The 19,637-nt window shown below is 33.8% G+C and carries 22 protein-coding genes; 20 read left to right on the plus strand and 2 right to left on the minus strand.

Annotation, left to right across the window (positions count from 1 at the left end; genetic code table 11):
- The first annotated feature begins 61 nt into the window (after positions 1 to 61).
- The 12 genes from hemB (at position 62) to AC1EUY_RS00905 (ending at position 10,049) form a co-directional block, all read left to right on the plus strand.
- Complete coding sequence (gene hemB / locus AC1EUY_RS00850; RefSeq protein WP_480193600.1) at positions 62 to 1,030, plus strand: porphobilinogen synthase; 969 nt, start codon at positions 62 to 64, stop codon at positions 1,028 to 1,030.
- Positions 1,031 to 1,453, plus strand: a complete 423-nt coding sequence (locus tag AC1EUY_RS00855) for a VOC family protein (RefSeq protein ID WP_480193601.1) — start codon at positions 1,031 to 1,033, stop codon at positions 1,451 to 1,453. It abuts the gene before it with no gap.
- Between the two features lie 18 nt (positions 1,454 to 1,471).
- On the plus strand, positions 1,472 to 2,761 hold the full coding sequence (gene hemL, locus AC1EUY_RS00860) for a glutamate-1-semialdehyde 2,1-aminomutase (protein WP_480193602.1): 1,290 nt from the start codon (positions 1,472 to 1,474) through the stop codon (positions 2,759 to 2,761).
- A 5-nt stretch (positions 2,762 to 2,766) separates the two neighbouring features.
- A complete protein-coding gene (locus tag AC1EUY_RS00865) occupies positions 2,767 to 3,234 on the plus strand; it encodes a protease complex subunit PrcB family protein (RefSeq protein ID WP_480193603.1) in 468 nt (155 codons plus the stop codon).
- A gap of 49 nt (positions 3,235 to 3,283) precedes the next feature.
- Positions 3,284 to 3,493 (plus strand): four helix bundle protein, encoded by a 210-nt coding sequence (locus AC1EUY_RS00870; protein ID WP_480193604.1) that lies wholly within the window; start codon positions 3,284 to 3,286, stop codon positions 3,491 to 3,493.
- Positions 3,494 to 3,671: 178 nt separating this feature from the next.
- Positions 3,672 to 4,703: a uroporphyrinogen decarboxylase gene (gene hemE / locus AC1EUY_RS00875; RefSeq protein ID WP_480193605.1), complete on the plus strand. Its 1,032-nt coding sequence runs from the start codon at positions 3,672 to 3,674 to the stop codon at positions 4,701 to 4,703.
- Between the two features lie 30 nt (positions 4,704 to 4,733).
- Positions 4,734 to 5,468, plus strand: a complete 735-nt coding sequence (locus AC1EUY_RS00880) for an EI24 domain-containing protein (RefSeq protein WP_480193606.1) — start codon at positions 4,734 to 4,736, stop codon at positions 5,466 to 5,468.
- A gap of 3 nt (positions 5,469 to 5,471) precedes the next feature.
- Positions 5,472 to 5,963 (plus strand): DUF6973 domain-containing protein, encoded by a 492-nt coding sequence (locus AC1EUY_RS00885; RefSeq protein WP_480193607.1) that lies wholly within the window; start codon positions 5,472 to 5,474, stop codon positions 5,961 to 5,963.
- The gene (locus AC1EUY_RS00890) at positions 5,960 to 6,511 is read left to right on the plus strand and encodes a GNAT family N-acetyltransferase (protein ID WP_480193608.1); all 552 of its coding nucleotides are present in this window, start codon (positions 5,960 to 5,962) and stop codon (positions 6,509 to 6,511) included. Before AC1EUY_RS00885 ends, AC1EUY_RS00890 begins: the two co-directional genes overlap by 4 nt.
- A 10-nt stretch (positions 6,512 to 6,521) precedes the next feature.
- Positions 6,522 to 7,424, plus strand: a complete 903-nt coding sequence (gene hemF, locus AC1EUY_RS00895; RefSeq protein ID WP_480193609.1) for an oxygen-dependent coproporphyrinogen oxidase — start codon at positions 6,522 to 6,524, stop codon at positions 7,422 to 7,424.
- Between the two features lie 170 nt (positions 7,425 to 7,594).
- Positions 7,595 to 8,926, plus strand: coding sequence for a dihydrolipoamide acetyltransferase family protein (locus tag AC1EUY_RS00900; protein ID WP_480193610.1), 1,332 nt, complete (start codon positions 7,595 to 7,597; stop codon positions 8,924 to 8,926).
- Positions 8,927 to 9,047: 121 nt separating this feature from the next.
- On the plus strand, positions 9,048 to 10,049 hold the full coding sequence (locus AC1EUY_RS00905; RefSeq protein ID WP_480193611.1) for a hypothetical protein: 1,002 nt from the start codon (positions 9,048 to 9,050) through the stop codon (positions 10,047 to 10,049).
- Between the two features lie 99 nt (positions 10,050 to 10,148).
- Here AC1EUY_RS00905 and AC1EUY_RS00910 read toward each other — a convergent pair whose 3' ends face one another.
- The gene (locus AC1EUY_RS00910; RefSeq protein WP_480193612.1) at positions 10,149 to 11,405 is read right to left on the minus strand and encodes a Y-family DNA polymerase; all 1,257 of its coding nucleotides are present in this window, start codon (positions 11,403 to 11,405) and stop codon (positions 10,149 to 10,151) included.
- 36 nt (positions 11,406 to 11,441) lie between these two features.
- Here AC1EUY_RS00910 and AC1EUY_RS00915 point away from each other — a divergent pair, with 36 nt between their 5' ends.
- The 7 genes from AC1EUY_RS00915 (at position 11,442) to bioB (ending at position 18,344) form a co-directional block, all read left to right on the plus strand.
- On the plus strand, positions 11,442 to 12,596 hold the full coding sequence (locus tag AC1EUY_RS00915) for an aminotransferase class I/II-fold pyridoxal phosphate-dependent enzyme (protein WP_480193613.1): 1,155 nt from the start codon (positions 11,442 to 11,444) through the stop codon (positions 12,594 to 12,596).
- An 8-nt stretch (positions 12,597 to 12,604) separates the two neighbouring features.
- A complete protein-coding gene (locus AC1EUY_RS00920; RefSeq protein ID WP_480193614.1) occupies positions 12,605 to 12,985 on the plus strand; it encodes a putative signal transducing protein in 381 nt (126 codons plus the stop codon).
- The gene (bioD, locus tag AC1EUY_RS00925) at positions 12,982 to 13,593 is read left to right on the plus strand and encodes a dethiobiotin synthase (protein ID WP_480193615.1); all 612 of its coding nucleotides are present in this window, start codon (positions 12,982 to 12,984) and stop codon (positions 13,591 to 13,593) included. The genes AC1EUY_RS00920 and bioD overlap by 4 nt, the downstream gene beginning before the upstream one ends.
- Positions 13,593 to 14,858, plus strand: coding sequence for an adenosylmethionine--8-amino-7-oxononanoate transaminase (gene bioA, locus AC1EUY_RS00930; RefSeq protein ID WP_480193616.1), 1,266 nt, complete (start codon positions 13,593 to 13,595; stop codon positions 14,856 to 14,858). Before bioD ends, bioA begins: the two co-directional genes overlap by 1 nt.
- Before the next feature lie 25 nt (positions 14,859 to 14,883).
- Complete coding sequence (locus tag AC1EUY_RS00935) at positions 14,884 to 16,041, plus strand: beta-ketoacyl synthase N-terminal-like domain-containing protein (RefSeq protein ID WP_480193617.1); 1,158 nt, start codon at positions 14,884 to 14,886, stop codon at positions 16,039 to 16,041.
- A gap of 13 nt (positions 16,042 to 16,054) precedes the next feature.
- Complete coding sequence (locus AC1EUY_RS00940) at positions 16,055 to 17,179, plus strand: serine hydrolase (RefSeq protein WP_480193618.1); 1,125 nt, start codon at positions 16,055 to 16,057, stop codon at positions 17,177 to 17,179.
- 67 nt (positions 17,180 to 17,246) lie between these two features.
- The gene (gene bioB / locus AC1EUY_RS00945; RefSeq protein WP_480193619.1) at positions 17,247 to 18,344 is read left to right on the plus strand and encodes a biotin synthase BioB; all 1,098 of its coding nucleotides are present in this window, start codon (positions 17,247 to 17,249) and stop codon (positions 18,342 to 18,344) included.
- A 474-nt stretch (positions 18,345 to 18,818) separates the two neighbouring features.
- Here bioB and AC1EUY_RS00950 read toward each other — a convergent pair whose 3' ends face one another.
- Positions 18,819 to 19,310, minus strand: coding sequence for a YciI family protein (locus tag AC1EUY_RS00950; RefSeq protein ID WP_480193620.1), 492 nt, complete (start codon positions 19,308 to 19,310; stop codon positions 18,819 to 18,821).
- A 90-nt stretch (positions 19,311 to 19,400) separates the two neighbouring features.
- On the opposite strand from AC1EUY_RS00950, the gene AC1EUY_RS00955 reads away from it, so the two are divergent.
- Positions 19,401 to 19,613, plus strand: coding sequence for a hypothetical protein (locus AC1EUY_RS00955; protein ID WP_480193621.1), 213 nt, complete (start codon positions 19,401 to 19,403; stop codon positions 19,611 to 19,613).
- Positions 19,614 to 19,637: the final 24 nt, after the last annotated feature.

A 19,637-nucleotide genomic window follows, 5' to 3' on the forward strand; every position in this document is an offset into this window, starting at 1 on the left:
GAAATCTGTTTAAATAGATTACCATGTCACTATGTTACTCGCAATGACTATCTATAAATTTATGAACAGAACCAGAAGAATTCGTAAAACAGAGCATATTCGCAGATTAGTTCGTGAAACCAAACTGTCTGTTGATGATTTTATTTATCCACTTTTTATTGAAGAAGGTAAGAACATCGAAACAGAGATCGAATCGATGCCTGGCATCAAGCGCTTTTCTCTAGATACTATTTCTAAAGAACTAGATGAGGTAGTTGCATTAAATATTCCTGCGGTTTTATTATTTGGTATTCCAACAAAAAAGGATGAAGAAGGTACAGAAACTTGGAATGATAACGGTATCATCCAACAAGCCATTCGATTTATTAAGAAGAACTATCCTGATTTATATGTAATTACCGATGTATGTTTTTGTGAATATACGTCACATGGTCATTGTGGAGTTATTCATGATAATGATGTAGCCAATGATGCGACATTGGTTAATATTGCAAAGCAAGTGATCTCTCATGCAAAAGCAGGTGTTGATATGGTAGCACCATCTGGAATGATGGATGGCACCATAGCTATGATTCGTGAGAGTTTAGACAATTCAGGGTTCGTTAATTTACCCATTATGGGCTATTCCGTAAAGTATGCTTCTGCTTTTTATGGTCCCTTTAGAGACGCTGCAGATTCAGCACCTAGTTTTGGAGATAGAAGAACATATCAAATGGATCCTTCGAATAGAGATGAAGCATTACGAGAAGCTACTTTTGATGATGAAGAAGGTGTAGATATTTTAATGGTGAAACCAGCACTATCGTATTTAGATATCATTCGTGATCTTAAAAATAATTTTGATCGCCCTATAGCTTGTTATAATGTAAGTGGTGAATACGCCATGGTAAAAGCAGCTGCTGAAAAAGGATGGATTGATGGAGAAAAAGTAATGCTAGAGAGCTTGCTGTCGATGAAACGTGCAGGAGCAGATATTATCATTACCTATTTTGCAAAAGAAGCAGCGAGAATTTTATCTGGTTCTGAATAGATGAAACAATCAATAATACATATCGCATTAGTTGTTAGAGATTATGACGAGGCTATTGAATTTTATACACAAAAGTTAGGTTTTGATTTAATTGAAGACACTTATATTGCTGAACAAGATAAAAGATGGGTGGTTGTAGCTCCTCCAAATTCAAAGGGTACAACTATTTTATTAGCTAGAGCTTCAAAAAAAGAACAAGAAAATTTTATAGGTAATCAATCTGGAGGCAGAGTATTTCTTTTTTTGAACACTGACGACTTTTGGAGAGATTACAATAATATGATTGCAAAAGGAATTGAATTTTCTAGAGATCCCAAAGAAGCAGAGTATGGGATAGTAGCTGTATTTAAAGATCTTTATGGAAACCTTTGGGATTTATTACAATTAAGACAAGATCACCCAATCTTAAAAAGAATAGAGTAATTTCAATAATTAACAATTATGAGCTTTAAAAACTCGAAAAAACTATATATAAAAGGCTTAGAAAACCTTGTTGGGGCTGTGAATTCACCAGTTCGAGCGTTTGCGTCTGTTGGTGGTAATCCACTTTTTATAAAAAAAGCGAAAGGCAGTAAAATCATAGATGTTGATGACAATGAATACATAGATTATGTATTATCATATGGCCCAATGATTTTAGGGCATCGACATAAAAAAGTACAAAAAGCGATTGCAAAAGCGTTAGAAAATGGCTATTCATTTGGAGCATCTACAGAGAATGAAATAAAATTAGCAAAATTGGTTTGTGATGCTTTTCCAGGGATGGACAAAATTCGTTTTGTGAATTCAGGAACCGAAGCCGTACTTAGCGGAATTCGTTTAGCGCGCGCTTTTACAGGAAAAGATAAAATTATTAAATTTTCAGGCTGTTACCATGGGCATCAAGATGCCTTGTTAGTAGCTGCTGGTTCAGGATTGGCAACCTTAAGTTTACCTGGTAGTAAAGGGGTACCCGAAAGTGCAGTAGAAAATACATTAATTGCTAATTATAACGATCTAGAGAGCGTAAAAGCACATTTTAAAAAACATAAGGATATCGCCGCTATTATCATAGAACCTATTGGTGGAAACATGGGTGTAGTAGTTCCCCAAAATGATTTTTTAAAAGAACTAAAAAACTTGGTACATAAAAATAACGCATTATTAATAGCAGATGAGGTGATGACTGGTTTTCGTTCCAAATTTGGTGGCGCTCAAGAGTTATTAGGTGTAGAAGCTGATATTACGTGTCTAGGTAAAGTGATAGGAGGCGGATTTCCGGTAGGTGCCTACGGTGCTCGAAATGAAATCATGGAGCAAGTAGCTCCCTTAGGAGGAATGTATCAAGCTGGTACCTTAAGTGGCAACCCGATTGCTATGGCTGGTGGAATTGCAACTTTAACAGAGCTCAAAAAACAAAATCCATATAAACGTTTTGAGGAAATTGCAAGTATTCTCGAAGTCATACTCAAAGAAAAAGCAAAGAAGCATAATGTTGATATTGTAGTAAATCGATTTGGTTCGATGATAAATCCTTTCTTTACGAAAACTAAAGTCACAAATTTTGAAGAAGCACAACAATGTGATACCAAGAAATTTGCCACTTTTTTTTGGGAGATGATTCGTAATGGGATCTTTTTACCACCATCACAATTTGAAGCATGGTTCTTATCATCCGCGTTAAGCGATAAAGACATAGAGCAAACATCAAAAGCAATTGATAAAGCTATGGAGGCAGTTTCTAAAATGTAATTAATATGAAGAGTATAATTGTATTATTTTTATTAGGTGCAGTTGTGTCTGGTTGCCCTGAGAAAAAAGGCAGTATGACAACTAAAGAAATCTATATGCAAACTGTTAAAAAAGGGATATTGCATGGCGCAGGTGAAGAAGGTATTGCTAAAGAGAATATGATCATCGAGAATAATGATGACTGGAAAGTAGTGATATCAAAATTAGATAAGATTAATAGAATATCTGATAGTTTTGATGGACTACCAATTGATTTTTCTAAAGAAATGGTGCTTGCTTGCTTTGATAAAGTGCACAATTCTGGAGGATTTACCGTACAAATGGATAGTATTGCAGAAGAGAACACACGAATTAAGGTTTTTATTAAAAAGACTGCTCCTGGTCCAACTGATTTTGTAACCATGTCGATAACACAACCCTATCATATTGTAAAAATCACCAAAACTGATAAAGAAATAGTATTTGTTGAATAGTTAAAAGTAATAAGCTATTGGCTTTTAGCAATTAGAATGTTTTTTAATAATGAGAGATTTTAGAAAACTTGAAATTTGGAAACAAGGTATTGAACTTGTAAAAAGAGCTTATGAGTTATCTGAAAAATTACCTAGAGAAGAAAAGTTTGGATTAAGAAGTCAAATTACAAGAGCAGCAATTTCAATTACATCCAATATTGTAGAAGGATGTAGTAGAAATAGTGAAATAGAGTTCAAGAGATTTTTTAGAAATAGCTAGGGCTCTCTTTTTGAATTGGAAACACAAATGATAATCATTCAGGAACTTGACTTAACTGAATCGGAAAAATTTAAAAACATTTTTTAGCTGATTCAGAAACAAAGTAGAATGATCAATGGATTAATAAATAAAATTAAGAATAGCTAATAGCCAAGTGCTAATAGCCAAGAGCTATAATATGATAAAAAACGATTTATTTTTAAGAGCCCTTAAAGGGGAAACAGTTGATAGACCACCCGTTTGGATGATGCGTCAAGCTGGACGTTATTTGCCAGAATTTATGAAGATTCGTGAAAAATACGATTTCTTTACACGTTGTAGAACTCCAGAATTAGCTTCAGAAATTACCGTACAACCTATCCGTAGATACGGTATGGATGCTGCAATTCTTTTTTGTGATATTCTAGTGATTCCACAAGCAATGAATATCGAGGTAGAGATGAAACCCAATTTTGGGCCTTACTTGCCAAACCCAGTTCGTGATCAAAAAGGAGTTGATAATGTGATTATTCCTGACGTGTATCAAGAATTAGGTTACGTTATGGATGCTATTAAAGCGACAAAGGAAAAGCTGAATGATGAAATTCCATTAATAGGCTTTGCAGGTTCTCCATGGACAATTTTATGTTATGTAGTGCAAGGACAAGGCTCTAAGAACTTTGATAAAGCCAAGGCTTTTTGTTTTACAAATCCGATTGCAGCGCATCAGCTGTTACAAAAAATTACAGATACAACTATTGCGTATTTAAAAGCTAAAGTAAAAGCGGGTGTAAATGCTGTTCAAATTTTTGACTCTTGGGGAGGGATGTTATCACCAACAGATTATCAAGAGTTTTCATGGCAATATATCAATCAGATTATCGAAGCATTAAAAGATGACACTCCAGTGATTGCTTTCGGAAAAGGGTGCTGGTTTGCTCTAAATGAAATGTCAAAAAGTAATGCATCTGCCTTAGGTGTAGATTGGACGTGCTCTGCTAGAAATGCCCGTTACTTATCAGGTGGAAATATCACCTTACAAGGTAATTTTGATCCCTCGCGGTTATTATCACCACCTACTGTAATTAAACAGATGGTGCATCAAATGATCAATGAATTCGGGAAGGACAAGTATATTGTGAATTTAGGTCATGGAATCTTACCCAATATTCCTGTAGAAAATGCGAAAGCATTTATAGAAGCTGTAAAAGAATACAAGACCGATTCGTAACTTTTTGATAGTTCGATAGTCAAATTTTGTATGATCAAGAATATTTTTAAAGGTGTAAGAGCCTATGCCGATTCGTTGAGTTTAATTTCTAAATTGAAGCTCTGGAACTATTTTGCCATACCTATGGCTATTAGTTTAGCTACTGCATTAGTGGTTGGTTTTTTTGCTTATTACTTTTCAGATAATATTACCGATTATATTTCGAACTTTATTCCGAGTTGGAATCCACCAAGTTGGGTGCGAAGCATCGAAATATTTTTAATAAGCTTAATTATTCTAGCTATAGGGCTAATGCTTTATAAGCATATTGTCATGGCACTAAGTGCTCCTTTTATGAGCCCGGTTTCTGAAAAAATAGAACATCACATTTTAGGTGATAAACACATTAATCATAGAGAGACCACTTTTCAGCAACAGCTTTGGCGTGGTATTAGAATTAACGTAAGGAATTTAGCTAAAGAAGTATTGTTCACGATTCCTGTATTATTGCTAGGGTTTATTCCTGTGATCGGAATTTTTTCTACCGTATTACTCTTTTTAATACAGTCTTATTACGCGGGATTTGGTAATATGGATTACACGTTAGAACGTCATTTTAATTATAAAGAAAGTATCGAATTTGTAAGCAAACATAAAGGCTTAGCAATTGGTAATGGTATTATTTTTATGCTGTTATTGTTGATTCCCGTCATTGGTGTTATTTTAGTCTTACCTTTTTCAGTAGTTTCAGCAACAAAAACTACTATTAACGAATTGCATGGGTAGATCATGACTATTTGGAGAATTATAAAGCAGTTTCGATATCGTCAATTGTGGCAGCTTTTGGTATTAAGCATTCGTTATCCTATTTATATATATCCAACATTAAAAGCTACTTCTCTGAGTTATGCCTGGGCTAAAAAAGAGTTTCCTCAAGACCATGGTAAAAAAGGAAGAGCAAATGCTTATAGACATGCGCTCTGGAATAGTCTGATATGTTTTGAATGTAAAAAATGGAGTAAAAATACGCGTAGGGTGCTGGCATGGACTAAATTGATTACCGATAAGCACGAGCAATTGTCTCCAAATCACCCTTTAGATGAGCGAATGGATTTACATAATAATAAAATAGGTAGAAATTTATTTATAGCCTCCTCTTTTATATCTGTAGAAGAAATGTCAGATACAATTAAAGAGAAAATGAAAACAGCTCAGAAAATAGAAAACATAGAAGATGCCGAATTGCACCCAACGAACTTGATTTTTATAAAAGAAGAATGATACAGCTAATAAATGGGTATAGAATTGAAGAAATCTCTTTGCATGATGCATGGAGCTTATGTGACCTCATGTTGGCAAACGAAGATAGGTTTAGCCGTTATTTTCCAAAAACATTAGAGCAAAATTTAACACCTACTTTAGCAAAGTTGTTTGTTGAGAAAAAGGTGTCTGAATTTGAAAGTAAAGAAGAATTTCTATTTACTATAAAAGAAATGGAATCGAATGTCATTGCAGGCTTAGTGTATATAAAAGAGCTTGATTGGCAAAAGAAGCAAGGAGAATTTGCTTATTGTATTGGGTATCAATATGCAAATAAGGGAATTGTGGGTAGTGCTGTTAAAGCACTTGCTGCGTATGCTTTTAATGAATTGGGATTAGTAATATTACAAATTATAGTACATAAAGATAATGTAAGTAGTGTAAAGGTTGCACAAAAAGCTGGTTTTATCTGGCAAAAGACACTATTTAAAACATATGCACCTCCAGGTGAAGCACCCTTAGATATGGAATTATACGAACTCTACAAGTCGCCAAATACCAACAGCTAATAACTAGAAAATGAAAGATAAATTTTACAACTACATACAAGAACTACAAGATACCATTACCGCTAAGCTCGAAGAGATTGATGGTAAAGTAAAGTTTCGAGAGGATTTATGGAAACGACCTGAAGGCGGCGGTGGTAGAACACGCGTCATTGAAAATGGTAATGTGTTCGAAAAAGGAGGTGTCAATATTTCTGCGGTTCATGGACCACTACCGAAAGCAATGCAAGCTTACTTCAATGTGGGTGAAGTAGATTTTTTTGCCTGTGGTTTAAGTTTGGTGATTCATCCAAAGAATCCATTTGTACCGACTGTACATGCTAATTGGCGCTATTTTGAAATGTATGATAAAGAAGGCAACATAGTTGATAGCTGGTTTGGTGGCGGGCAAGATTTAACACCGTATTACTTATTTGAAGACGATGCTAGGCATTTTCACCAAGTTTGTAAAGGGGCATGCGACAAACACGATTCTAATTTTTATTCAGATTACAAAAAAAAGTGTGACGAATATTTCTACAATTCGCATCGTGAAGAGGCGAGAGGGATTGGTGGCTTATTCTTTGATTACTGTAAAAAAACAGATGAAATGACGATGCATAACTGGTATGATTTTGTGTCTGAAGTAGGGGATAGTTTTTTAGAAGCCTATGTGCCGATTGTGAAACGAAGAAAAGATATAGAGTTTAATCAAGAACATAGAAATTGGCAAGAAATTCGTCGAGGTAGATATGTAGAGTTTAACTTAGTGCATGATAAAGGTACATTGTTTGGACTCAAGACTAATGGACGTATAGAAAGCATCCTAATGAGTTTACCACCACATGTACAATGGGTGTACGATCATCATCCCGCAAAAGGAAGTGAAGAAGCTAGACTTTTAGAAGTACTTGAAAATCCTAAAAACTGGGTTTGATTATTGAATTAATAACTTTAGAGGCTATTTGTTAAATTTAATGTAACGTAGTATTTCTATTTATATAATTTTTAACAAAATGATAAATTTAACAAATAAATTAATCTTTTAATTCAAAATTCGCATCCTATAATTTCTTAAATTCGCAGTCTCAAAACTAGACAACTATTATGGCAAAATTTGAGCTAAAACTTCCTAAAATGGGTGAGAGTGTTGCAGAAGCAACGATTACCGCTTGGTTAAAAGAAGTAGGCGATACCATCGAACTTGATGAAGCAATTGTAGAGATTGCTACCGATAAGGTAGATTCTGAAGTGCCTTGTGAGGTAGAAGGGGTTTTAGTTGAAAAACTATTTAATGTAGATGATGTGGTACAAGTAGGTCAGACATTAGCCATCATAGAAACCGACGCAGCGAGTTCTAATACTCAAGATAGTATTCCAGAAATTCAAGAAACTGCAGTGCCAACACCAACTGAAGTAAAAGAAGATGTTATTGAACCTATTATAGCTGCTGAGCAAACTGTAGCTGCTGCCGTGGCTGAAATAAAGAATTCGCCCTCAGGAAAATTTTATTCACCATTAGTAAAAAATATAGCACAAAAAGAAGGGATTTCTTTAGATGAACTAGAAGCATTATCTGGTACAGGTAAAGATGGTCGTGTAACTAAAAATGATATATTCACCTATATTGAAAATAGAACTAATAATGTAGTGCAACCTGTTGCTAAAGTTATAGCTACAGAGCATAAACAAGTTATTGCTCCAAAAGCGGCTTCAATAACTGTAAGTGGTGAAGATGAGATCATAGAAATGACGCGAATGGGTAAATTGGTTTCAAAACATATGGTTGATTCTGTACAAACATCGGCACATGTACAGTCCTTTATTGAAATAGATGTCACCAATATTTTTAAATGGAGAGCAAAAGTAAAAGATGTATTTTTTCAAAGAGAAGGAGAGAAATTAACATTTACTCCAATCTTTATGCAAGCTGTGGCAGCTACGATTAAGAAATTTCCATTGATTAATATTTCTGTTCAAGGTGATAGTATTATCAAAAAGAAAAACATCAACTTAGGTATGGCGGCTGCTTTACCCGATGGTAATTTAATTGTTCCTGTTATTAAAAATGCAGATCGGTTAAATTTGGTGGGTATGACCAAACAAGTAAATGATCTAGCAAATAGAGCACGAAATAATCAATTGAAACCCGATGAGATACAAGAAGGTACTTATACTGTTACGAATGTAGGTAGCTTTGGTTCTATTATGGGTACTCCTATTATCAATCAACCTCAGGTAGCAATTTTAGCATTAGGTGCCATTCGTAAAATGCCTGCCGTAATTGAAACACCCGATGGTGATTTTATAGGTATCCGTCACAAAATGTTTGTTTCGCATTCATACGATCATAGAGTTGTGAATGGTGCTTTAGGAGGTATGTTTATTAAAACATTAAAAGAAACCTTAGAAGCTTGGGATGTGAATCAAGATTTCTAGACATGCATTGCCAATTATATTTTAATATTTAGAGTACTCTATCTTTTTTATTCTGTAATTTTTGTAACGTTTTTAAAATAGCTGAGTTTATCTGTACAGAACCAATTTAATTCTATACAACATGAAAACATCAGTTAAATTACTTTTTACATGCGCACTGGCTATTTTTATAGGTACAAGCTCTTGTGCACAAAAAAACAAAAACAAAAACAAGAATGAAAGAGGACACCGTGTAACGAACATTTCATTTAATAACTTTTCGAACTCGCCCAAACTAGACAAGGGTTTTTGGACAGCAACGAAGGAAGGAAATACAATCTATATAGGTTTAATGAATGCTGGAGGTAGAAATCGAGGCTCTTTTCATATCAATTTTTCAGTTGATGAAAACGAATTGAAACGCACTGCTGATGGTTTTGAAATAGATCGTGAAGCTGGCCTTATGAAATTTGAAGGAGCTTATCCAATAGGTGAAGATACGGGTAAATTCACGTTTACGAAAAAGCCAGATTTTGAAAGTTTTCTAAACGGAAAAGTACTATCGAGTATTGAAGGTGATAAAGAGTATTATTTCTTTAAATTGTTTTTAGGTGATGTTACAAGAGGGTATGTAAACGATTTAAAAAAATTTGGCTACCAACCCACCATGAGACAGTTAGGGAAACTTGGAATTCATGACGTAGATATAGATTACATTACTGAGTTACGAAAGACCAATTATAACGATCTTGATCTTGATATGATGATTAAATGGGCAATTCATGGTGTATCGGTATATTATGTAGATCAATTGGCAAAAGCGGGTTATGGTACTATAGATGCGAATATGGTAAAAAAGTTCGCGATACATAACATTACTATAAACTATATTAATGAGTTAGAAAAGGCAGGTTATGGAGATTTAGAAGCGAATGATCTTAAAAATTTTGCTATTCATAACATAACTCCAGATTATATACACGCTATACTAAATACAAAAATTAGTAAACCTAGTGCGAATACCTTAAAAAAAGCAAAGATTCATAATGTAACAGCTAATTTTATAAAACGCACCAAAAATGAAGGATATAACTATGACGATCTTTATGATTATGTTAAGCTAAAGATTAGAGGTACTATTTAAAAGTATCAAGAATATAAAATTGCTCAAAAAAATATCGAGGGTTACAACCCTCGATATTTTTTAACTTTATACATTTGGTGAGATATTATCATAATTTTTTTATTTTACCTTTATTACTTCATCAATATTTGTAGTGTATCTATCTGAAAGTCTTTCTTGACGCATTTTCCAAGTGTGAAGTAAATCTTGATTTCCTAATTTTATTTTATAATCTTTTAACTTTTCATTTATAAGATCTAAAGAACTCATTATGAGTTTATGTTTTGGGTTTTCTCTATAAAACATATCTAATTGATAATTATCAGTAGATACTAATCCTGTAACAATTACACCAGCTCTTTTATATTTAATACCCTCTTTAAAAATTGATTTTACTGCGCTAACCGCATATTTACTAATATTAATAGACGATTCAGTCGGATATGGTAACACAACATGCTTACTTACTCTATGTTGGGGTAATCCTTTTTTATGTCGATCGCTACTGAGTGTAATAATAATTACATGACAACTTGAATTTTGTTTGCGTAGTTTTTCTGCGCAACTAGTCGCAAAAGTTGAGACACGTTCTTCAATATAATTTATATCATCATAAGTATAGTCAAAGCTTCTAGTAGTTGCTATTGCTCTTTTGTTTTCGCGAATATCTAAATTTAGTTTAGAAGTACCTTCTAAATCTTTTTTTAGCTTCCACAAAGTAATAGAAAAAGTTTTTCGTACCCAATCATCAGATAATTGTGTAAAATCATACGCAGTTATGCAACCCTTAACTTTAAGCTTTTTGTGTAAACCATAGCCTATACCCCAAACAGCATCTAGTTTTATCCATTTTAAGGCTTTAATTCTTTTTGCTTCAGAATCAATTACATAAACACCTTTAGTTTGTTCTGGAAATTTTCGAGCAATCTTATTAGCTACTTTACTTAATGCTTTAGTGGGAGCTATACCAACACATGTCGGAATACCTGTCCATTTAGATATTCGCTCACGGATATCGTTTCCATAACGATTAAAATTACAACTATCAAATCCTTTAAATTGCAAGAATGCTTCATCGATACTATAAATTTCTACATTAGGAGTAAATTGCGATAGAATAGACATTACACGTTCACTCATGTCTCCATATAAAGGATAATTAGAAGATAAAACATTAATGTTTTTTGATTTGCAGAAATTTTCCCATTTAAAAATAGGAGCACCCATAGGTAACCCAATTTTCTTTGCCTCATCACTACGAGAAATAACGCAACCATCATTATTGCTTAAAATAGCTACAGGTTTACTACGTAATTTAGGGTTAAAAACCCGCTCGCAAGAAGCATAAAAATTATTACAATCTACCAATGCAAACATGGTATAAAGGTACAAGATTTTGATACATTTGTGATAATGAAATTTCCTAAGAAGTTAGAATACAAAATAGCAGATAGAAAAAGAGATAATGCTTTACGGATGTTAAGTAAAGAATCAAAATTAATTGATTTTTCTTCAAATGATTATTTAGGCTTTGCTAAATCAGAAAATATCTTTGATAAAGTACATGACTATTTAGTTTCATCAAACAGTGTACAAAATGGAGCTGGCGGATCTAGATTATTATCAGGCAACCATTTCTTATATGATCAAGTAGAAAAGCTACTCTGTGAGTTTCACAAAACCGAAGCAGCCTTAGTTTTTAATTCGGGTTATGATGCCAATATTGGTTTTTTTTCTTCAGTTTCTCAGCGAGGAGATATTATTTTATATGATGAATTGATTCACGCTTCTATTCGTGATGGCATGAAAATGAGTAATGCTAAGTCGTACAAATTCAAGCACAATAATTTAAAAGATTTAGAAGATTTAATTAGACGTTATATAAAGGCTGCTTCAGAATCTCAGCATGAGTTATATGTCGTTACAGAATCCGTTTTTTCGATGGATGGTGATTCACCAGACCTATTAGAAATGGTTTCTATTTGCAAAGAACATAACGTTCATTTGATTGTAGATGAAGCGCATGCTGTAGGTGTATTGGGAAAGCATGGTATTGGTTTGGTACAACAATTGAGTTTGCACAATGATGTTTTTGCTCGATTAGTAACTTTTGGAAAAGCAATGGGATGTCATGGCGCCGCTATTTTAGGGAGTAATTCATTAAGACAATATCTTATTAATTATGCACGAAGCTTTGTCTATACAACTGGTTTACCTCCGCATTCATTAGCAACGATTAAAGTAGCCTATGGGGAGCTTGTTAGTTCGACTGGAATTGAAAACTTATCAAAATTATATAGTAACAATCAACATTTTAAAGAAGAAGTAAAACGATTAAATTTAAAATTTATTGATAGTAACTCAGCAATTCATTGTTGTATTATCCCAGGAAATAAAGAAGTAAAAATCATTGCACAAAAGTTTCAAGTAAAAGGATTTGATGTGAAGCCTATTTTATCACCAACAGTTTCTAAAGGTCAAGAGCGATTACGTTTCTGTCTGCATGCCTATAATTCTGAAGGAGAAATCACGAATGTTTTAGAGAACCTTGCTACTTTTGTTTCATAAGAATTACTATGAACGATAATTACATTTTATTAAAATCATTTGAATATTCTACGGAGGCACAACTCATAAAATCTAAGTTAGAATCTGAAGGCATTGTAACAATGTTAATGGATGAAGCTACCGTAGATTCAGATCCACTTATTAGTCATGCTATTGGTGGCGTAAAATTGCTAGTTCGAAAAGATCATGCTCAATGGGCCTTAGATATTTATAACGATATTCGAGAATACGAAAAAGATAAAAATGGTAACGTAATACATTGCCCAAGGTGTACTTCTCAAAGAATACTGGTTGCTCCACCTAAAGAAGGTAATTTTTTATTAATGCTTTTTCCTTTTTTCGAGAAGAAAAAATACATATGTAATTCTTGTCAAACAATTTTTAAATGAATAAATACTTCATTACAGGTATTTCTACCGATGTAGGTAAAACTATTGCAGCGGCAATAGTTACAGAAGCACTGCAAGCAGATTACTGGAAACCCATACAGGCTGGTGATCTTGATAATTGCGATACCAAAAAAGTAGCACGATTGGTTTCTAATAGTACATCAAAATTTCATTTGAATAGTTATGCGCTGCATACACCGATGAGTCCACATGCGGCGGCTGAAATCGATGGTGTAAAAATTGATCTAAAAAAAATAAAAGAGCCTACAACCAAGAATGATTTAGTTATAGAAGGTGCTGGCGGACTTTTAGTGCCATTAAATAATAAGCATACTATTTTAGATATTATAAAACCTGATTATAAAGTAATTGTAGTTTCACGTCACTATTTAGGAAGCATCAACCATACATTACTAACGGTAAACTTATTGAAAGAAAAAGAATATGATGTTTCTATTCTATTTTCTGGTAATGAGCATGAGACCACAGAATCGATTATCCAAAAAATGACAAAAGTACCGGTCATAGGCCGTATAGCGGAAGAGCCTTATTTTGATCAAAATGTGGTGAAGGAATATGCAGAGCTTTTTAAAAAGAATTTAAAATAATGACTTTAAAAGAAAGAGACAAAAAGTATATATGGCATCCGTTAAAGCAACATCAAACCCATCCTGATAGTTTAGCGATTGTAAAAGCAAAGGGATGTACGCTAATTGATGAAGAAGGAAATCAATACATAGATGCAATTTCTTCATGGTACACTTGTATGTATGGGCATTGTAATACATATATTATTGATCGTGTATACAAGCAAATGCAGCAGTTAGACCAAATCATGTTTAGCGATTTCACACATGAACCTGCCGTAAAACTATCAGAAGAATTGATTAAAATTCTTCCTAAAGGACAGCAGCGCGTATTTTTTAGCGATAACGGATCTACCAGTACCGAGATAGGTATTAAAATGGCTTTACAGTTTCATTTCAATAGAGGAGAAAAGAAGCAAACACTCATTGCTTTTGAGAATGGATTTCATGGTGATACGTTTGGTGCTATGTCAGTTTCAGGATTGTCAGTGTATAATGGTCCGTTTGAAGATTTTTTAATAGATGTAAAAAGAATTCCTGTTCCAGATGGAGTTAACAATCAAGATGTTTTAAAGCAGTTAGAAAGTATTATTTCTCAAAATCATGTTGCTGGTTTTATCTATGAACCTTTGATTCAAGGTGCAGCGGGAATGAAAATGTATGATACTGATGGATTAAATGAACTATTAACATTATGTAAGACAAATAAAGTTTTGACGATTGCAGATGAAGTGATGACTGGTTTTGGCAAAACAGGAAAATATTTTGCTTCAGACCATCTCGAAACGAAACCCGATATTATTTGTTTGAGTAAAGCATTGACTGGAGGATTACTACCGATGGCGCTCACAACGTGTACCCAAAATATTTATGAAGCCTTTCTGAGTAATGATGTAGCGAAAGGTTTATTTCATTGTCATACTTATTCGGCCAACCCGTTAGCGTGTACAGCTGCGCTTGCTAGTTTAGAACTATTGCAGACTGCAAAGATTCAAACTAGCATAAAAAGGATTAGTACTAGCCATAAAGAATTTGAAAAACGAATTAAAGATCATCCTAAAGTGAAATCCACCAGACAGCTAGGTGTAATTTTTGCTTTAGACCTAAATACTGAAACAGAGCGTTATGGTGGTTTGCGAGATAAACTTCTACAGTTTTTTATGTCAAAAGGTGTGTTTTTAAGACCACTAGGAAATACTATATATATACAAGTACCCTATATAATTTTAGAACAAGAATTAGAAAAAATTTATTTAACTATAGAAGAGGCTTTAGAAATAGTTTAGCTTTGTGAACTTCTTTTTTAACTGTATGAAGCAACCTATTTCAATAACAAGCATTTCGTCTATTTCTCCAATAGGAATTTCTTTGCAAGAGAGTTGGCAGGCGTATCTAAATTCAGAACACTACATTACCAGTAAAAAGGTGTTTGAAAAGGATGTTTTTATGGCTCCTTTATCAGCATTAGCAAGCGAAAAGATTGATATGTTAAGGCATTCTAATAGTAAATACGCGGCTCTAGATAACACAGTTTTGTATGCAATTTATGCGTCTAGAGAAGCGGTAAGATTAGCCAAATGGAGTGATGCATCTAATTTTGGAGTGAATATCGGTTCTTCACGTGGGGCGACCTCTTTATTTGAAAAATACCATAGCGAATTTTTAAAAGCGCAGCACTCTTCAACATTGAGTTCACCAACAACAACGTTAGGAAATATTTCGTCATGGGTTGCACATGATCTACAAACGAAAGGGCCAGAAATATCTCATTCTATTACGTGCTCAACAGCTTTACATGCTTTGTTGAATGGTGTAGCTTGGTTAAATTCGGGTATGGTCGATAAATTTCTAGTAGGGGGAAGTGAAGCACCACTTACTCCTTTTACCATTGCTCAAATGAAAGCGTTAAAAATATATGCTAAAGAAGATTCGCAATATCCTTGCCGCGCATTAGATTTGGAAAAGACAAATAATACGATGGTGCTCGGTGAAGGGGCATCTATAGCTTGTTTAGAAATAGGTAAAAAAGAAAATGCTTTAGCTTATGTCGAAGGTATTGGCTACGCAACTGAAATTCTAGAACATAATGCGTCTTTATCTGCTGAAGCAGATTGTTTTCAGGCTTCTATGAAAATGGCACTGGGCAATATATCGCATGACGATATAGACGTCATTGTAACACATACACCCGGTACTATAAAAGGTGATTTAGCCGAATTCAAGGCTATCGAAAAAGTGTTTTGTAACAAAATTCCATTTTTAACAACCAATAAGTGGAAGTTAGGCCATACGTTCGGTACTTCGGGCTTATTGAGTTTAGAGTTGGCTATTCTAATGTTACAACACCAACAAGTTGTAGAAGTACCATACGCCAAAACACCAAATCAACCAAAAACCATAAAAAGAATATTGGTCAATGCCGTTGGTTTCGGCGGAAACGCTGTAAGTGTTTTGATTTCTAAAAGTTAACATTTATCTTTAGATGAAATATACTTCAATGCGACTTTTATTATTAGTTCTACTCTTATTTACCTTAGGTTGTATTCAAGAAAAGCCCAAAAATCTTCTTGAAACGGTATTAACTTCTAATAATTTGAAAATCAAAACTGTAATGAATAATCTTGCTAAACATGAAGTTCAAATCTTGTTTACCGAGGTGGCTCGCGATTCTTCTAAAAGAGTTTTATTTACAGACTATGATTTTCAAGTAAACGATAGCATATATTTTTACCCAGCAAGTTCCGTTAAGTTTCCAATAGCTGTGTTAGCTTTAGAAAAATTGAATGAACAAACAGAGTTGCATAGAGATTCAAAATTTTATGTAGAAGGCGATTCTGTAGAAACTACTTTTGCTAACGAGATTACAAAGATATTTGCCGTAAGCGATAACGATGCTTATAATCGATTATTTGAATATTTAGGTAAAGATGATATCAACAAACGCTTGAATGCAAAAGGAATAACTGCTAGAATTTCACATCGATTATCAGTAGAAAATTCTGGAGAACTCACCACAAAATCATTGATTTTTTATGTAAACGATAGTACAACCACACCAACCGAAGAAATCGTTAACTCGACTATCAAGAGATTGAAGTTAGAAAAAGTCTTAAAAGGAAAAGGCTTTATTGAAGGTGATAGCATCATAAACGATCCGAAAGATTTTTCACAAAAGAATTACTTACCCTTGTCCTCATTACATGGTATGATGAAACGTGTAATTTTTCCCGATAATTTTCCTAAACAACAACAATTCCATTTATCAGAAAGTGAGCGTGATTTTTTACTAAAAACAATGAAAATCCTTCCAAAACAGGCAGGATATAATTCTGACGTGTACTATGATAGTTATGTTAAGTTCATAGTGTTCGGTGATACAAAAGATGCCATACCAAAGCATATAGAGATCTATAACAAAGTGGGCTATGCCTACGGATACCTAACGGATTGTGCCTATATAAAAAACACAAAAACGAATAAGGAATATATTATCAGTGCTACGATTCACGTAAATGAAAATCAGATTTTTAATGATGGTAATTACGAATACGAATCAGTAGGCATTCCCTTTCTAGCAGAGTTAGGTAGGCAATTGGTGTTAAAATAAAAGGATACTATTTGCTTTGAGAGGACAAGCTTTTTAGTATTTTTGAATTTCAAACCGAATCAAATTTATGAGCGTTACAAGGCACGACTGGACAAAAGAAGAGATCTTAGCTATTTATAACAAACCTTTAATGGAGTTGCTTTATGAAGCTGCAACAATTCATAGAGAGCACCATGACCCAAATACCGTTCAGGTATCAACGTTATTGTCTATAAAAACAGGCGGCTGCCCAGAAGATTGTGGGTACTGCCCGCAGGCAGCTCGTTATCATACCGATGTTGAGGGTAATGATTTGATGTCTGTTTCTCAGGTAAAAGCGCAAGCCTTACGCGCTAAAGCTTCTGGGAGTTCAAGAGTATGTATGGGCGCCGCTTGGCGAAATGTAAAAGATGGACCAGAATTCGATCAAGTGCTAGAGATGGTTCGTACAATTAATAAGTTAGACATGGAAGTATGTTGCACGCTAGGTATGGTTACCGAAAACCAAGCCAAGCGATTAGCTGAAGCTGGATTATATGCATACAACCATAATTTAGACTCTTCTGAAGAATATTATAAAGAAGTTATTTCTACCCGAGGTTATGAGGATAGATTAGAAACCATCGATAATGTTCGTAAAACAAATGTAACTGTGTGTTCGGGTGGTATCATCGGTATGGGAGAGAAGGTAGAAGATAGAGCTGGTATGTTGGTGGCCTTATCAACGTTAAATCCGCAACCAGAATCTGTACCTATTAATGCGTTAGTAGCCGTTGAAGGAACGCCATTAGAAAATCAAGAACCCGTTTCTATTTGGGAAATGATTCGTATGGTAGCGACCACACGTATTGTAATGCCTGAAACGCAAGTTCGCTTGAGTGCTGGTAGGACAGATATGACTAGAGAAGGACAAGCGATGTGTTTCTTTGCAGGTGCGAATTCTATTTTTGCAGGAGATAAACTCTTAACAACACCAAATCCTGATGTAAATGAAGATATGGAGATGTTTAAATTATTAGGACTGAATCCTCAAAAACCATTCATTAAAAAAATGCAGCCTGAAACTGTAGAAGCTAAAGATTCACAATATGAATCACTAGGTGAGAAACCAAAATGGACTCGACCAGAACATAAGATAGATCGTAATGAGGAGGCAAAGTTACGAGCGAAAGAAGTAACAAAGTAGTTTTTCTATATCTTAAAGAAGTAAGAGACTTCCCATCAAGTTACTATTTATTTTTTTGTTTTCGTTACCCTGAACTTGTTTCAGGGTCGCACATCTAAGTTTTATTATTTTATTATTCTGAAATAAATTTTGTATTATATGAAGATTTCCTTCTAGCTTCCGATAAAATGAAGATACGCTATTCATAGATGTTAACTAATAAATAAAAAACAACTTTTTATATTGGAATTACTTCGAATTTATCAAATCTACTACATTATATTTTTTTGTAAATCTTGAAGCAGCACCTTCATAATGTTCAATTAATCGCTTTGATAAATTCGAAGAATTTTCAAACATAAATCAAGCTGTTGCTCGATAAAAACAACTCAAAAATAGGTATAAATGTTTGAAAATCAATCTTGCAAAGGTTAAAAACTTTAGATATTTAAAAAATATGATGTGATGCTGAAACAAGTTCAGCATGACGATAAATTAAATCTTCTTCTTAGAAAGTTTATCATGATATTTATTGACAAACCCTAATGCCGCAGAGCCATACCAAGGGTGTAATTCCATTACTAAACTGCCTGCTTTTATAGCAGGATCTGTCTCTGTTAGCTTCTTAGCTTCTTCTACAGATTCCACATTAAAAATATAGATCCCACGTAGTTCACCATTATCTAAAAAAGGTCCAGCTAAAGCTAATTTCCCTTCGTTAGCCAAGCGACCAATATTTTCCATATGCGCTGCTTGCAACTTGGTAGCTTCTTCTTTATCAGTAGTTCTATTAGGTCCTTTCTTTAAAAAAGCCATTACATATTTTCGCATACCATAATCATCTGCTTTCATTTCTTTTGCAAGACTTTCATTGTAGTTTTTTTCTACTTGAATTGGAGAGGGAGGTGGTGGAGTCTTAGCTTCTATTTGGGCAAAAATATTAAACCAAAAAGACACTATCATTAGTAACGTTAATACATATTTCATAAGTTGATATTTTTACAAAGATAAAATTTTCATACTATTTGTAAAGAGTATCTTTAGGCATCTATTGCAATAAATTAAAAGACTTAATAGATGAAGAATATATTCTTTACAGCTATTTTATTTATTTCTTTGGTTGCTAACGCTCAAATTGACGGTAAACATTTAGAAGTAGGAGCAGCACCCTTAATATCTGGAGTTGATCAATTTGGTAAAATTATCGATTCTAAAATCCTATTTAAGGATACTAAAATACTGCTCTTATTTTATCGTAGTAATTGGTGTGGCTACTGTAAAAGCACCTAACAGACTTGCAAAAAACTTAGAAGC

Source organism: Maritimimonas sp. 2210JD6-3 (genome assembly GCF_056591795.1).